General features: G+C 70.3%; 17 protein-coding genes. 4 read left to right on the forward strand and 13 right to left on the reverse strand.

Annotated features, from left to right (window positions below; translation table 11 throughout):
* Nucleotides 1-6: 6 nt before the first annotated feature.
* Nucleotides 7-612 carry an alpha/beta hydrolase gene (locus ACQPXB_RS45815; RefSeq protein ID WP_386950653.1) on the reverse strand — a complete coding sequence of 202 codons (606 nt, stop codon included), beginning with the start codon at nt 610-612 and terminating at the stop codon, nt 7-9.
* On the reverse strand, nt 609-1,574 hold the full coding sequence (locus ACQPXB_RS45820; RefSeq protein ID WP_366582416.1) for a ring-cleaving dioxygenase: 966 nt from the start codon (nt 1,572-1,574) through the stop codon (nt 609-611). The genes ACQPXB_RS45815 and ACQPXB_RS45820 overlap by 4 nt, the downstream gene beginning before the upstream one ends.
* Before the next feature lie 94 nt (nt 1,575-1,668).
* Here ACQPXB_RS45820 and ACQPXB_RS45825 point away from each other — a divergent pair, with 94 nt between their 5' ends.
* Nucleotides 1,669-2,121, forward strand: a complete 453-nt coding sequence (locus ACQPXB_RS45825) for a MarR family winged helix-turn-helix transcriptional regulator (RefSeq protein WP_366582415.1) — start codon at nt 1,669-1,671, stop codon at nt 2,119-2,121.
* Nucleotides 2,122-2,168: 47 nt separating this feature from the next.
* Entirely contained in the window at nt 2,169-2,549 is a 381-nt protein-coding gene (locus tag ACQPXB_RS45830; protein WP_366582414.1) for a VOC family protein, read from the forward strand.
* Between the two features lie 14 nt (nt 2,550-2,563).
* Here the strand turns inward: ACQPXB_RS45830 and ACQPXB_RS45835 are convergent, their stop codons facing one another.
* From ACQPXB_RS45835 to ACQPXB_RS45875, 9 genes are all read right to left on the reverse strand, one after another.
* A complete protein-coding gene (locus tag ACQPXB_RS45835; RefSeq protein WP_432848254.1) occupies nt 2,564-3,064 on the reverse strand; it encodes an RNA polymerase sigma factor in 501 nt (166 codons plus the stop codon).
* Nucleotides 3,065-3,188: 124 nt separating this feature from the next.
* The gene (locus tag ACQPXB_RS45840) at nt 3,189-4,043 is read right to left on the reverse strand and encodes an amidohydrolase family protein (RefSeq protein ID WP_432848256.1); all 855 of its coding nucleotides are present in this window, start codon (nt 4,041-4,043) and stop codon (nt 3,189-3,191) included.
* A gap of 13 nt (nt 4,044-4,056) precedes the next feature.
* On the reverse strand, nt 4,057-5,619 hold the full coding sequence (locus ACQPXB_RS45845; RefSeq protein WP_432848258.1) for a benzoate-CoA ligase family protein: 1,563 nt from the start codon (nt 5,617-5,619) through the stop codon (nt 4,057-4,059).
* A gap of 10 nt (nt 5,620-5,629) precedes the next feature.
* Nucleotides 5,630-7,051, reverse strand: a complete 1,422-nt coding sequence (boxB, locus tag ACQPXB_RS45850) for a benzoyl-CoA 2,3-epoxidase subunit BoxB (protein WP_366582410.1) — start codon at nt 7,049-7,051, stop codon at nt 5,630-5,632.
* A gap of 4 nt (nt 7,052-7,055) precedes the next feature.
* The gene (gene boxC, locus ACQPXB_RS45855) at nt 7,056-8,708 is read right to left on the reverse strand and encodes a 2,3-epoxybenzoyl-CoA dihydrolase (protein WP_432848260.1); all 1,653 of its coding nucleotides are present in this window, start codon (nt 8,706-8,708) and stop codon (nt 7,056-7,058) included.
* A 31-nt stretch (nt 8,709-8,739) separates the two neighbouring features.
* On the reverse strand, nt 8,740-9,168 hold the full coding sequence (locus ACQPXB_RS45860) for a hypothetical protein (RefSeq protein WP_432848262.1): 429 nt from the start codon (nt 9,166-9,168) through the stop codon (nt 8,740-8,742).
* 65 nt (nt 9,169-9,233) lie between these two features.
* Entirely contained in the window at nt 9,234-10,136 is a 903-nt protein-coding gene (locus ACQPXB_RS45865) for a GNAT family N-acetyltransferase (RefSeq protein ID WP_432848263.1), read from the reverse strand.
* 164 nt (nt 10,137-10,300) lie between these two features.
* Nucleotides 10,301-11,185 (reverse strand): aminoglycoside phosphotransferase family protein, encoded by an 885-nt coding sequence (locus tag ACQPXB_RS45870; protein ID WP_432848265.1) that lies wholly within the window; start codon nt 11,183-11,185, stop codon nt 10,301-10,303.
* Nucleotides 11,182-11,619 (reverse strand): MarR family winged helix-turn-helix transcriptional regulator, encoded by a 438-nt coding sequence (locus tag ACQPXB_RS45875; RefSeq protein ID WP_432848267.1) that lies wholly within the window; start codon nt 11,617-11,619, stop codon nt 11,182-11,184. Before ACQPXB_RS45875 ends, ACQPXB_RS45870 begins: the two co-directional genes overlap by 4 nt.
* A 46-nt stretch (nt 11,620-11,665) precedes the next feature.
* Here ACQPXB_RS45875 and ACQPXB_RS45880 point away from each other — a divergent pair, with 46 nt between their 5' ends.
* Nucleotides 11,666-12,130, forward strand: coding sequence for a DUF1579 family protein (locus ACQPXB_RS45880; protein WP_432848269.1), 465 nt, complete (start codon nt 11,666-11,668; stop codon nt 12,128-12,130).
* 112 nt (nt 12,131-12,242) lie between these two features.
* On the forward strand, nt 12,243-13,103 hold the full coding sequence (locus tag ACQPXB_RS45885) for an alpha/beta fold hydrolase (protein ID WP_366582403.1): 861 nt from the start codon (nt 12,243-12,245) through the stop codon (nt 13,101-13,103).
* Here ACQPXB_RS45885 and ACQPXB_RS45890 read toward each other — a convergent pair.
* Both ACQPXB_RS45890 and ACQPXB_RS45895 read right to left on the reverse strand, forming a co-directional pair.
* Complete coding sequence (locus ACQPXB_RS45890; RefSeq protein ID WP_432848271.1) at nt 13,093-13,509, reverse strand: hypothetical protein; 417 nt, start codon at nt 13,507-13,509, stop codon at nt 13,093-13,095. The genes ACQPXB_RS45885 and ACQPXB_RS45890 overlap by 11 nt on opposite strands.
* On the reverse strand, nt 13,500-14,255 hold the full coding sequence (locus tag ACQPXB_RS45895) for a 2-keto-4-pentenoate hydratase (protein ID WP_432857109.1): 756 nt from the start codon (nt 14,253-14,255) through the stop codon (nt 13,500-13,502). The genes ACQPXB_RS45890 and ACQPXB_RS45895 overlap by 10 nt, the downstream gene beginning before the upstream one ends.
* Nucleotides 14,256-14,388 lie beyond the last annotated feature (133 nt).

Raw genomic sequence — 14,388 nt, forward strand, 5'->3', positions numbered from 1 at the left:
TCGACCCTAGCGAGCGAGCCACTCCTTGGCCGCGCGGACGCCGTCGAGCGTGATCTGGTGCCCGCCGGGCTGGCGGTGCGTGGTCACGTCGGCGCCGCGCTCCTTGAGCAAGCGGACGTACTCCTCGGTGGAAGCCAAGGGGGCCATCGGGTCCTGCTCGCCGTTGGAGAGGAAGACGCGAGTCCCCGAAAGGTCGTGGTCCGGCGGTTGCGGGACCGGGGACATTCCGGAGAACAGCGCGGCTTCGGTGAGAACTTCCGGACGCAGGAGCGTGACGGCCGCGGCGATGTTGGCGCCGTTGGAGAAGCCGACGGCGACGAGGCGGCGGTCGTTGAGGCCGTACTCGTTCTTGGCCGCCACGACGAAATCGGCGAGGTCATTGGCGCGCCGGACGACGTCCTCGTGGTCGAAGACGCCCTCGGCGAGCCGGCGGAACCACCGTGCGGCACCGAACTCCGACACCGGACCGGCCGGGGCGAGCGTGGCCGAGCCGGGGCTCAGCTCGCGGGCGAGGCCGAGCAGGTCGTCGGGGCCGCCGCCGGTGCCGTGCAGCAGGAGCAGCACGGGCTTGTCCTGCTCACCCTCGGTGTACTTGTGCTCGAACGCGCTCACTTCTGCTCCGGGTTGTTCTCGCTGGGAAGGTTCAGCTTGGGCAGCATGTGCTCGATCTCGTCGCGGCGCGGTTCCAGCCACGGCGGGAGCTTCAGCGCGCGGCCGAGCTCGAGCAGCGGCTCGTCGTAGGTGAAGCCGGGTGCGTCCGTGGCCACTTCGAGCAGCGTGCCGCCGGGCTCGCGGAAGTAGATGGAGCGGAAGTACTGCCGGTCCAAAATGGACGTGACGTTGACGCCCTTGTCCACGAGCTCCTCGCGCCAGGCCGCCTGGGTCGGCTCGTCGGGCGCGCGCCAGGCCACGTGGTGCACGGTGCCGGTGGCGACAAGGCCACGCGGGGTCTCCGGCGTCACGAGCACGTCGACGAGCGCGCCCGGGCCGCCTGCGCCCGCCTCGAAGCGGAAGCGGTTGCCTTCCTGGCTGTGGAAGGAAAGGCCGAGGCCGTCGGTGAACATGCCGGCCGTCGCGTCCTCTTTGGACACCGACAGCGTGACGGAGTGCAGGCCGCGGATGGCGTTCTCCGCCGGGACGAGCTTCGTGTCCCACGGGTCACGCGGGTCGCCCTGCGGGTGCGCGACGAGGGCGAGCTGCAGGCCGTCGGGGTCGCGGAAGGTGAGGGTTTCCTCGTTGTCGGCGTTGCGGATCTGGCTCGTCTCCACGCCCTGCGTCTTCAGGTGCTGCTGCCACCACCCGAGCGAGGTCTCCGGCACGGAGAACGCCGTGGTCGTCGCCTGGCCGGTGCCCAGCCGGCCGGCGGGCGCGTCGGACCAGGGGAAGAAGGTGATCAGCGAGCCCGGTTTGCCGGACTGGTCGCCGTAGTAGAGGTGGTAGGTGCCCGGGTCGTCGAAGTTGACGGTGGTTTTCACCAGCCGCAGCCCCAGGGTCCGGAGGTAGAAGTCGACGTTGCGCTGGGGGTTGCCGCCGATGGCGGTGACGTGGTGCAACCCGTTCGTTTTGATGGACATCAGGTCTCCTCGGGTGCTGGTGTCTCAAGCTAACCCCGAAAACCTCTCGCGCGCAAGATATATTCCGGTGAGACTGTGCGGTAGCGTGTGCGCCGTGACACCTGATCCGCGTACGGACGACGACGAGATCGTGACCTGGTGGGGCCTCGTGATCGAGGGCTACCTCGCCACGCAGGACAAGCTGATGGGCGAGATCGCCGATCGGTTCGGCCTGGCGCCCGCGTCGTTCGACATCCTGCTGAGACTCGTGCGCTCGCCCGACCACCGCATGCCGATGACCCGCCTGGCCACCGAGGCGGCGCTGTCCAGCGGCGGTTTCACCAAGGTGGCGGACCGTCTCGTCGCCGCGGACCTCATCTGCCGCATCCCCAGCCCGGACGACCGCCGCGTCACCTTCGCCTCCCTGACCGAGCACGGCCTGGACGTCGCCCTGAAAGCCCGCTCGGCCTGTGCCGAAATCCTGCGCCGCATCGTCCTGACCCCCCTCGGCGACGACGCGTCCGCCCTCGCCTCCGCCATGCGCACGCTGCGTTCGGCCAACGGCTGAAAAACGCGCCCTACCGACGTTTTGCCTGGTCGGCGCATGCTGCTGACATGCTTACCGACTCGACCATCACCACCATGCTCCCGGTGTCCGACGCCACCCGCGCCGCCCACTTCTACGCCGACTCCCTCGGCCTCGCCCCCGTCACCACCGGCGAAGACGGCACCCAGTACTTCGCCGCCGGCGCCGGCACCATCGGCCTGCGGCTCATGCCGGAGGGGACGCAGAGCCCGAACACCGCGTTGAGCTTCGAGGTCGTCGACCTGCCGGCGGAGATGACCCTGCTGGAACGGCGGGGGGTGCAGTTCCAGGACGTCGACGTGGAGGGCCTGAAGACCGTCGACCACGTGGCCCAGGTGGGACACGAGCGGGCTGCGTGGTTCTCGGATTCGGAAGGCAACGTTTTGTGTCTGCACGAGCTCCTGGATTGATGCCGGTTTCGTGCTCACGGATAGGTGTAGCCCTGCGCGGTGAGGCGGTACCTCAGCACCGCGAGACAGCGGCTGCGCACCTTGCCCACGCTGGTCGGCGAGATCCCCAGCTCGGCTGCGACCTCGCGAACCGACAGGTCGGGCCGGTGCGCGAGCAGCCAGACCAGGCGCCGGTGGCGGTCCGGCAGGGTGTCGACCGTGCGCCACAGCGCGGTGGCCACGTCGTGGTCCAGCGCGGCCGCTTCGGGTGACTGCGGGACGCCCGCCGGGGCGGCCGCTGCCTCGACCTGCGCGGACCGCGCCCGCCGGACGACGGCGCGGATGGCGTGCCGCCGGGCGACCGTGGTGAGCCAGGCGCCGGGGCGCGAGGGGTCGTGCACGGTGTGCGGCCGGCCGAGGAAGTCGGCCCATGCCGCCTGGCAGGCGTCCTCCGCGTCGCCGCGCAGGCCGACGTCGGCGGCGACCACGCGTACGACCCGCTCCGAAATCCGGCGCAACTCCCCGTCCTCGGCCATGCCCACGTCCTTTCGTCCGCAAACGCAGACGACGTGACCACCCCCGCCGGCTCCCGATCACCGGAACGACCGCCGAATCGGGCGACTCCGCGTATCCGCAGGTCACCCCAGTGCACGAGGGCAACTATTTCAACCCCGGCATCAGCCTCAGCGCGTTGCCCGCCAGCACGTCGGCCAGCGTTTCCTCCGGCAGGCCCAGCCCGGCGATCGACCGGACGTTCACGGCGGTGCCCGGGACGCCCGGCCAGTCCGTACCGAAGATCCACTTGCGGGCCAGGCGGGGCAGGTCGAAGCGGGCGTAGTAGTCCGGCAGTTTCTTGGGTGGCAGGCCGGCGAGGTCGAGCCAGACGTTGGGGCGCGACTGGGCCATGAAGGCCGCCGTGTCGTACCACCAGCCGCGGCCGCCGTGGGCGAAGACGAAGTTCACGGTGGGGAAGTCTTCGACCACGTCGGACAGCAGGGCGGGGTCGCCGAAGGTCGCGCGGGAGCCGGGAAACACGGAGAGGCCCGAGTGCAGAACGACGGGCACGCCGAGGGACGCGCACAGCTCATACACGGGGTAGAGCTCCTTGTCCGCGGGCGAGAAACCGCCGTGGACGGGGTGGAGCTTCAGCGCGACCGCGCCCAGGTCGAGCTGGCGGGCGACCTCGTCGCGCAGCGGGTGGTGCAGGTGGGGATTCACGTTGGCCACCAACCGGAACCGCGAAGGGTTGTGCGCCACCAGCGGCAGGTTGTCCTCGATCGGCTGGATGCCGGTGGCGCGCGGGCTGTACTCGCAGAACAGCAGCACGCGGTCGACGCCCTCGGCGTCCATCAGCTCGTCCATCTCGGCGGGGATCACGGAACCCGCGTCGTCGTAGACCGTGCGCCACGGGTGGGCGCCGGCGAAGTCGCGGGCCCACTCCATCCAGGCCGGCTTGAGCGTGGGCAGCCGGGGGGTGTGGACGTGGGCATCGACCACGAAGCGACCGTCGATCATGCCGGCCAGTCGATCACGGTTTGGCGGGAACCACGAGCAGCGACTCGCGCACCCGGTCGCGGATCACATTGCGGCGGATCTTGCCCGTCGCCGTCTTCGGCAGCTCCGGCAGCTCCACCACACCTCGGGGCCGTTTGAACGCCGCCAACCCCGCGCGGCAGAACTCGATCAGCTCATCCGGGTCCACGGCGAAGCCCGACGCCGCGACGACGCACGCCACCGGCTTGTCGAGGCCGTCCGCGTCCGGCGCGGCCACCACGGCCACCTCGGCGACGGACGGGTGCTGCAGCAGCCGGTCCTCCACTTCGGACGGTGACACCCAGATCCCGCCCGCCTTCAGCATGTCGCCGAAACGGCCCAGGCAAGTCAGGGTGCCGTCCTCATTGCGGACGTAGCTGTCACCCGTGCGCAGCCATTCGCCCTGGAACACGCGTTTCGTGGTCTCGTACCGCGCCCAGTAGCCCATTGCCGTCGACGGGCCCGACACGAACAGCTCACCCGGCTGACCGGGGCCCTCGATGAGCCCGCCGTCCTCGTCGCGGATCTCCACGGCGTAGCCCGGCACGGCGGTCCCCGTGCTGCCCGGCCGGATCGAGCCCGGCCGGTTGGACAGGAAGATGTGCAACGCTTCCGTGGAGCCGATCCCGTCGAGGATCTCGACGCCGAAGCGGTCGCGGAACCGCGTGAAAATGGCGGCGGGCAACGGTTCCCCGGCCGACACGGCGTAGCGCACGGAGGCGAACGAGTCGTCCGGGACGTCGCTGGCCAGCACGCCGGCGAAGAACGTCGGAACGCCGAAGAACAACGTCGGCTTGTCGGCGCGAGCGCGGGCGGCGAACAACGCCGGCGTCGGCCGCGCGGGTTCCAGCAGCGTCGTGCCGCCGGCCGCCAGCGGGAAGAACGCCGAATTCCCCAAGCCGTAGGCGAAAAACAGCTTCGGCGCGGACAGGAACCGGTCGGCCGGCGTCGTCGCCAGGATGGAGTGCGCGTAGGTCTCGCACACCGCGCGGATGCTCGCGTGCCGGTGCATCGCGCCCTTCGGCTGGCCCGTCGTGCCCGACGTGTACAGCCACAACGCGGGCGAATCCTCCCACGTGTGAGCGGGTTCCAGGTCCAGATCGTCCACAGTGGTCAGTTCGGCCCACGTGTGCGTGGCCACGCCCGCGGGGAACTCCGCCGCCTCCGCGCGGTCGAGCAGCACGTCGGTGACCTCGGGCGCGGCCGCCAGCGCACCGACGGCCTGCGCCGCGAACTCCCCGGACACGCACAGCACGCGCGCCCGCGAGTCGGCCAGGACCTTGCCCAGCTCGAGGCCCGTGACCATCGTGGACACCGGCACCGCGACGGCGCCGGCCAGCATCGTGCCGAGGATGCCCGTGAGCAGCTCGACGTCGTCGACCATGCAGAACATCACGCGCTCTTCCGGACGCACGCCCAGGGAACGCAGGCCCGACGCGACCCGGTGGGCCTCGTCGGTCAGCTCGGCGTAGCTCAGGGTCCGCCGCGCGGAAACCACGGCGGGTGCGTCGGGACGCCCCTGGGACAACAGGTATTCGGCTGCGTTGAACCCGCCCATGGGGCCCCCTCTAGGTGAGGTGCACGTACTCGTAGTCGAACGGTTTGCCGTTGATGCCCTGCCTCGGCGGTGCGACCCAGCTGGCGATCTTCCCGCGCTCGTACACCGGGTGCATGAGCGAGCGGACGAACGTCAGGTCCTCGGCCGTCGGCAGCCAGCGGTGCCGGCTCGCCTCCCACGTGGCCTCGTCGACGATGTTGCCGTCGGGAGTGATGTGGTGGCCGGAGTTTATGCCGACCTCGCGGTTGAAACCAGGGTGCGGGAGCTTGAAGCGGAAGTCGATGTCCGCGTCCGCGAGGATCTTGTTCCAGCGGTTGACGCCGGTCTGGCAGTCGGCCGTGTACTCGCCGCGCAGGTCGAGGTTGAGCAGCAGGATGGCCTGCAGCTCGTCGGAGGTCCACGTGCCGTCGCCATTGGGGCGGTCGAGGTCGCGGCTGTCGTCGGTGAGCTTGTGGTCGTCCTTGCGCCGCGTCTCCTGCCAGCGGCCCTTGAGGCCCGCGGTGTAGTAGTTCGCGGCGTTCGTGGAGGTCTCGCTGCCGAACAGGTCGAGCGAGACGGTGTAGTGGAAGTTCAGGTACCGCTGGATGATGTCGAGCGGGATGCCGCCGTGCGAGGCGATGTCGAGCGTGTCGTGCTCCCGGATGAGGTCGGCCGAGCGCTGGACCACACGGTCGACACCCGTGGTGCCGACGAACATGTGGTGCGCCTCTTCCTTCAGCATGAACTCGCACGTGCGCGACAGCGGGTCGAAGGAGGACTCCTTCAACGTCCCGAGCTGGTACTTCCCGTCGCGGTCGGTGAAGTAGGTGAACATGAAGAAGGCCAGCCAGTCGGCCGTTTCCTCGTTGAACGCGCCGAGGATGCGCGGCGCGTCGGGGCTGCCGGAGTTGCGCAGCAGCAGGCCTTCCGCCTCGTCCCGGCCTTCACGGCCGAAGTACGCGTGCAGCAGGTACACCATCGCCCACAGGTGCCGGCCCTCTTCGACGTTGACCTGGAACAGGTTGCGCAGGTCGTACAGGCTCGGCGCGGTCAGGCCCAGCAGCCGCTGCTGCTCGACCGACGCCGGCTCCGTGTCGCCCTGGATCACGATCAGGCGCTGCAGGTCGGCGCGGTACTCACCGGGCACCTGCTGCCACACCGGCTCTCCGGCGTGCTCCCCGAAGGCGATGCGCCGGTCGGGGTCGCGCTCGGCGAGGAAGATGCCCCAGCGGTAGTCGGGCACGTTCACGTGGTCGAAGTGCGCCCAGCCCTCACGCCCGACGCTCACGGCTGTGCGCAGGTAGACGCCGTGCGTCTGCAGGGTGGGGCCCATCTCGCCCCACCAGTTCATGAACTTCGGCTGCCAGCCCTCCAGCGCGCGCTGCAGCCTCCGGTCGTCGGCGAGGTTGACGTTGTTGGGGATCTTGGCGTCGTAGTCGATCCGCTCGGGCATCGCTTCAGACCCGCTTCCTGTCGAAGATCGCCTTCTGGCCCGTACCGTAGCGGCGCAGCGCGCCTTCCGGACCAGAAGCGTTAGGTCGGGTGAAGATCCAGTTCTGCCACGCGGTGAGGCGGCCGAAGATCTTCGTTTCGATCGTTTCCGGGCCGACGAACCGGTGGTTCGCCTCCATCCCGGTGAGCGCGTCGGGGCTCAGCGAGGCGCGGCCCTCCAGCGCGATGCGGATCTCGTCCTCCCAGTCGAGATCGTCCGGCGCGTCGGTGACCAGGCCCAGCTCCACGGTCTCGGCCGGCGTCAGCGCGTGGTCGCGCTCGCGGACCAGCCAGGAGAGGTGGTCGTCGTCGCCGTAGAAGCGCGACTGCAGGCGGGTCAGTCCGTTGCCCATGGGGAACGGGCCGAAGTTGGCTTCCGACAAGGTGATCGACGCGCGTTCTTCGGAATCCTCGTCGTCGATCGGCGGACCGTCCAGGATGTACTGACGGTCGGCGGCGAGCGCGAGCTCCAGCAGCACCCCGGCGAAGCAGCTGCCCGGTTCGATGAGCGCGACGAGCGTGCGGCTGGTGACGTCGAGGCGCTTCAGCGTGCGCTTGTAGTAGTGCAGGATTTCGTTGCTCAGCCAGTCTTTCGCACCGAGCACCTGCTGCTCGTGGGCGAGGACCTTCGCCGGGTCGCCTTCGGTGCGCAGGACCCACGTGCCGAGCTCGGTTTCGTTGGCGCGCAAGCGGAGGATCGCGTCGTCGAGCTCGCGGGTGAGGCGCAGCAGCCAGCCGTCGGCGCCCTCGGCGTGCAAGTCACCGGGTTCGCCCTCGGGGCCGCGGACGGTGATCGTCGCGAGCGAGGCGGGACGGTCGTAGGTGATGTCGACAAAGCGGTACTTGATGCCGTCGTCGGTGACCTCGGGATCCAACGGCGTGAGCGGCACGCCCTTCTCGCCCGGCAGGCGCTCGGACTCGGCGGCCAGCTCCTGCGCCCGCGCCAGTACGGACTCGCGGAACCCCACGCGGGGCACGAGCTCGTCGACCAGCCGCCAGTCGACGGCCGTCTTGCCCTTCACGCCGTCCGAGCGCGTGGCGAACACGTCGGCGAGGTCGCGGCGCACCCGGCGCTTGTCGACCACGCGCGTGAGGCCGCCGGTGCCGGGCAGCACGCCGAGCAGCGGCACCTCGGGCAGCGCGACCGTCGACGAGTTGTCGTCCACGAGCAGGATCTTCTCGCACGCGAGCGCGATCTCGTAGCCGCCACCCGCGCAGCTCCCGTTGACCGCCGCGACGTACCGCTGACCGGAGAACTCGGTGGCGTCCTCGATGCCGTTGCGGGTTTCGTTGGTGAACTTGCAGAAGTTCACCTTCCACTCGTGCGGCGACGACGCGAGCATCCGGATGTTGGCGCCCGCGCAGAACACCTTGTCCTTGGCGCTCGTCACGATCACGGCCTTGACCTCGGGGTGCTCGAACCGCAGGCGCTGCGTGGCGTCGTAGAACTCGATGTCCACGCCGAGGTCGTAGGAGTTCAGCTTCAGCTCGTAGCCGGGTACGAGGCCGCCTTGCTCGTCGACGTCCATCTCGAGCCAGGCGACCTCGCCGTCGACGCTGAGCTTCCAGTGCCGGTAGGTGTCCGGATGGCGCTCGAACGTCACAGTCGTGGTGGTCACTCCCTGATTGTCTACATATTAGTGACTAGCGTCAATGTTGTGTAGACGCTTGATCTCCGACACTCACCCGGTTGAGCCGCGACGCCGCCCAGGACACGAAGAGCCACAACGCTATCGCGGCCGCCGTGTCGGTGAAGATCGTCGCGAACCAGAACGCCGGGATCTGCGGCACGCCCACCAGGAAGTGGCCCGCGCTGACCAGGCCACCCAAGGAGCAGACCAGCAGGAATCCCAGCGCCCGCCAGTACCGGCCCTTCACGTAGAGCCGATAGCCGGCCAACCCGAACGCCGTGAACAACACCCACCCGAACGCGACCACGATCTGCGCCGCGAGCACGGGGATCCCCGGTATCTGCGGGTAGTCCTGCGCGCGGATGACGTTGTGCGCGTAGTGGAAGGTGGTCGTGAGCAGCGTGAACGCCAGGATCACGCGGAGTGCGGCAAGACCTTTCTCCGGCATCGTCGTTCGCCCCCTTGTGCGATTTGATAGATCGCTCTAGCGAGAGAGTAACGCCTGGTCGGCACTCACACCAGGTCGATGCGGTGGTAGCTCACGGGATAACCGGCTTTCGCGAAAGCCGCCGCCATGGGTCCGTTCGTGACGTCCGTGGCGGCGACGATCTTGTCGGCGCCGTACCCGACGAGCTCGTGGGTGGCCTCGACGAGCAGGTCGTAGGCGTATCCGTGCCCACGGTGCTCCGGCACCACACCGACGTACGCGACGATCGGCGCGCTCGGGTTCCGCGCGGGGATGGTGAGGCCGACGAGGTCGCCTTCTCGGGTGTACGCGAGCCGCCACCAGCCGCGCGGGCTGGGGAGCCAGCGAAGGAGGTCGAGGTCCTCTCGCGCCGCCGCGTCGAGCCCGTGCTGCGCGGTGGTGCGGCGGACGTGCGCGTCGAGGCTGCCCTGGTGGACGCGTCGGAAGACCTCGAGGAGCTTGTCGTCGTCGGGTTCCGCGCGGAACTCGAGGCGGCCGGGTTTCCCGGGGAGCCCGTTCGCGGTGGTCCAGGTGTAGCGGTACCGCTCGACGAGCACCTCCATCCCGGCGGCAGTGGCGGCTTGGACGCGGTTTTCGACCTCGGGTTTTACGGCCGGGTCTTCGCGCCAGCCCGGCGGGACGGTGAGGGAGTACTCGGTGCGGAACGGCGCTCGGCGGAGGACTTCGATGCCGGCTTCGAGGTCGGTGAAATCGAACCAGTCGAGGGCCAGGGGTGCTTCGTCTTTTTCGCTCGCCCACCAGGCCGCGCGGGCCACGGGCTCGCCGTTTCGCGTCGCGACCCAGGTCCACTCGGGACGGTATTCGCGGCGTTTCGCCATTTTTTCGTAGTCCCGCCCGAGCAGGGCACTGCCGATGCCCTGGGTGGCGGGCAGGTCGGTGAACAGACGCTCCTCACCCGCGACGAGCGGGCGCACGACCAGGTCGGTCATGTGTTTCCTTCCGGGAGTTCCGCGCTCCCGTCAGGCCCTCGGCACCCTCAGCCGGAGGTGGGAACGCGCGATCGAGTAGCCGAACATGGCGTCCACCTCCTGTCCTGTGTGGTGAGGGTGCTGGGCGGTACTCAACCTGGTTGCTGCGGGGGAGGTCAACTGGTTTAGACGAGCAGGGCGGCCACGGTGTCGACGACGGCGGTGACGGCGGCCGGTTCGCGCAGGTGCCTTGACCACAGCGCCGACTCGGCCGCGCGGGCCTGCGTCCAACGGCGCACCCGTTCACGGTCGACCTCGGCTGCCGCGGCGAACTCCGCGATCCGCCGGTTTACGGCCTGGCGCAAGCTGACTTCCGCCGTGACCGCGGGCCAGTCGCCGCGTAATACGGGGAGCAGCTCGAACGCCGGGTCGCCGGCCAGCCCGTCGGGATCGATGACCCGCGGTTCGTCGTGGCTGCGCATGATGTTGCCGAAGTGCAGGTCACCGTGGAGCAGCGTCGTCTGGCGCTCGGCCGCGAGGTCGCGGACGCCGGCCACCGCGGCGTCGATGATTCGTGCCGGCAACGGAGATCCGAGCCGCTTGGCGTGCCCGGGCAAGTTCCAGCCGAGCGCTTTGTCCGCCAACGACGGCAGGCCGGGCGGCGCGGGGATGGCCAACCGCCGGGCGAGGCGGCCGACCGTGGTGAACGGGGCCGGGTCCGGCTTTGCCAGGGGCTGCAGCCGTTCGAGCAGCATCGCGAATCGGCTGTCGTCGCGTTCCAGGAGGCGAGCCGCGCCGTTGCCCTGCCACGCGGCCAGTGCCACTGGCTCGGCGGTGTTCACCGGTGACGGGAACCCCAGCTTGAGCGCGACCTCGGTGCCATCCGCGCGGACGGCGGGGACCACCAGGCCGACAAAGCCGTGCAACACCGGCCCCGACACGGGGCACGACCAGCGCTCCAGGAACTCCGCCGCCAAGTCCGGCAGCGACTTCACCCAGCGCCTGCCCGCGTCGCCCTCGCGGGCGGCCGTTGCCGTGGCGAAGGGCGGTGGCACGGTCAGGCGGGTCACGTCGGCTCGGTGAGGCGGGCCCGCAACGCCGCGAGCGTCCGAAGCGTCACCTCCACGTCCTCGGGTGACAGCCCCGAAGCCACATCGTCCGCCCATCGGGCCTGGCGGGCGCCGAGGTCGCGGAGGGCCGACCGAGCCACCGGCGTCAACTCCAGAAGCGGCGCACGCGCATCGGCGGGGTTCGGGGCGCGCGTGAGCATTCCGTTGCGCAGCAGGCGGTTCACCGTCTCCTGGACGCTCTGGCGACGTAGGCCGCGGCGGCGGGCCAGGTCGGCGGCCGTGGTGGGGCCGTCTTCGATGAAGCCCAGGACCAGCCACTGGGCGGCGGTGAGGCCGGCCGGCGCGGTGAGGGCGTCGCCCGTCGCAAGGAGGGTGCCGTTGGTGAGGAAGACGTCGTTGACGAGCTGGGTGAGGCGCTCGGCGCGGCGGGTCATCGTGCTAGCGTGCCATATTGACAGGTACCTGTCGAAGGGAGAAGTCATGGAGATGCCCGAAATCACCCCAGCGCACGAGGAGCTCAAGGCTCTGATCGGGGACTGGGCCGGGGTGGAGGAGCTCGCGGCCTCGGCCTGGGCGCCGGCGGCCACCGCGAAGGCGACCGCCACCTACCGAGGCGCGCTGGACGGGTTCGCGGTGGTGCAGGAGTACGTCCAGACGCGCGAGGACGGCAGCACCTTCCTGGGCCACAACGTTTTCACCGTCGACCCGGCCACCCAGGAGACGCTCTGGTACGGCTTCGACAGCTACGGCTTCCCGCCCGGCGAGCCCGGGCGCGGCGAGTGGCGCGAGGGGACCCTGCACCTCGAAAAGCGCACCCCGCGTGGCGTAGCGCGGCACCGGCTGACCCCGGACAACGACGTCCTCACCCACGAGATCGACGTGAAGATGGGCGACGCCGCGGATTTCGGCCCGTTCCTGCGCGCCCGGTACACGCGCTCGCACTGAACGGTGCCGTTGCTTACCAACCCGACCGCAGTCACGGCGGGAATGGTTGCCAGGCGCGGCGACGTGCGGTCGGGTGCCCGCCTACTTCCGGTCGGATTGGTAAGAAGAGACCATGACCGAGTCGACCACCCAGGCCAACGGCATCACCCTCTGCCACGAGGAGTTCGGCGCCGCGACGGCACCGCCGCTGGTGCTGATCATGGGCCTCGCCGCGCCGATGACCTGGTGGGACGACGATTTCTGCGAGCAGCTCGCCGCGCGCGGGTTTCGCGTGGTGCGCTTCGACAACCGCGACGCCGGGCGCTCGCAGCGCATGTCCGGGCGCGCCGACGTCGTGCGGGCCTACCTGCTGCGCGCGGCGCCGTACTCGGTGGCCGACATGGCCGACGACACGGCCGGCCTGCTCGACGCCCTCGGCATCGAGCGCGCCCACGTCGTCGGCGCGTCGATGGGCGGCATGATCGCGCAGACGCTCGCCATCCGGCACCCGGGCCGCGTCCGGTCGCTGACGTCGATCATGTCCACCACCGGCAGCCGCCTGATCGGCCACCCGAGCCCGCGCGCGGCCGCGTCGATGCTGGCGCCGCAGCCGCGCAGCCGGGCGGAGTACGTCGAGCTGCTGGTCAAGACCTTCCGTCTCATCGGCTCCCCCGGCTACCCCTTCGACGAGCAGCGCATGCGCGAACGCGCCGAACGCACCTTCGACCGCGGCGTCAACCCGGGCGGCGCCGCGCGCCAGCTCGCCGCGATCCTCTCGACCCGCGACCGCACCGCCGCCCTGCGCCGCCTCACGCTTCCGTCGCTCGTCGTCCACGGCGCGCGCGACCCGCTCGTCCACGTCTCCGGCGGCCGCGCCACGGCCCGCGCCCTGCGCGCCGACCTCGACGTCGTCCCGGGCATGGGCCACGACCTGCCGGAACCCATCTGGTCCCGGGTGCTCGACGGCATCGCGCGGGTGGCCGCTAAAGCGTGACGACACCGAGGTGCGTGAAGTGCGCCGCCACGCGGGAACCCACGGCGACGGGCCCGGTCAAGCCTTCCGTCGCCACGAGAAGGCCCTCCTCGGCGGCAACGCCCTCGATCGCCTGATATCCCACCGCCGCGCCCGTGGCCGTGTCGACGATCTGCCCGTCGACTTCGAGCAGCACCGCTTCCATCGTGAGGTCGATCCCCTCGGGCGAAACCCCCACCGGACCGAGCCGGACGGCCACCAGGACATCGTCCTCAAGCAGCGCGATACCGCCGTACACGCGCGAAACAGCCTCAAGCGCAACCACGCCTGGCCCTGCCAAGCCCCGACGCAGGCGGAAAACCAGCACCGGCCGCGCCCGCATCCCGGCGGCGACGGGAGCCGTGAGCATCTCGTCCGTCACGAACACGGGTCCTCCTCCGCCGCGAACACCGCGGTCACGCTGCCCAGCCCCGCCATCGTCGCGACGACCGTGTCGCCCGGCGCCACCGGAAACGCGCGGGTCATGGACCCCGGCAGCACCACGTGGCCCGGCTCCAGCGTCACGCCGAGGGGGCCGACGGTGTTGGCCAGCCACACCAGCGCGTTCACCGGCGAGCCCAGCACGGCCCCGCCGGCGCCGGTCGCGGCGAGCGTGCCGTTCAGGTGCAGGGTGCAGCCGGTGAGCCGCAGGTCCACGTCACCCAGGGCGGTCGGGCGGCTGCCGAGCAGGACACCACCGGAAGACGCGTTGTCGGCGATCGTGTCGAACAGCGAGATGCGCCAGTCGCGGATGCGCGAGTCGACGATCTCCAGCGCCGGCAGCACGAAGTCGACAGCGCGCACGGCGTCGGCCACCGTCACGCCCGGTCCGCGCAGGGGCGCGCCGAGCACGAACGCGATCTCCGGCTCGATCCGGGGCTGCAGGAACAAGCCTGCCGGGATGGGCTGGTGTTCGAGGTGGAACATCGACGCGGTGAGCTGGCCGTCGTCGGGCTGGTCCACGCCCATCTGCCGCTGCATCGCGGCCGACGCGAGCCCCACCTTGTGGCCGCGCACGACGTCGCCGGCCTCGACCCAGCGCCGCACGAGTTCGAGCTGGACCTGGTAGGCGTCCTCGGCCGTGCCACCCGCGAACGGCTCGACGGGCTCCCGCCGTTCGTGGGCCCGGGCCAGGCTGTCGACGACTTCGTGCAGGTGCTCCACGCCGACGGACTCTCCCGGACGAGCCGGCCCCGGCCAAGGCGTTCGTTCCGCTGGACGGCACGACGCAATCTCTCGCGGAGAAACTTCTTGCGCGCGAGACATA

Origin of the sequence: Amycolatopsis sp. CA-161197 (assembly GCF_050942255.1) — a bacterium.
In the GTDB taxonomy this organism is placed as follows: Bacteria; Actinomycetota; Actinomycetes; order Mycobacteriales; family Pseudonocardiaceae; genus Amycolatopsis.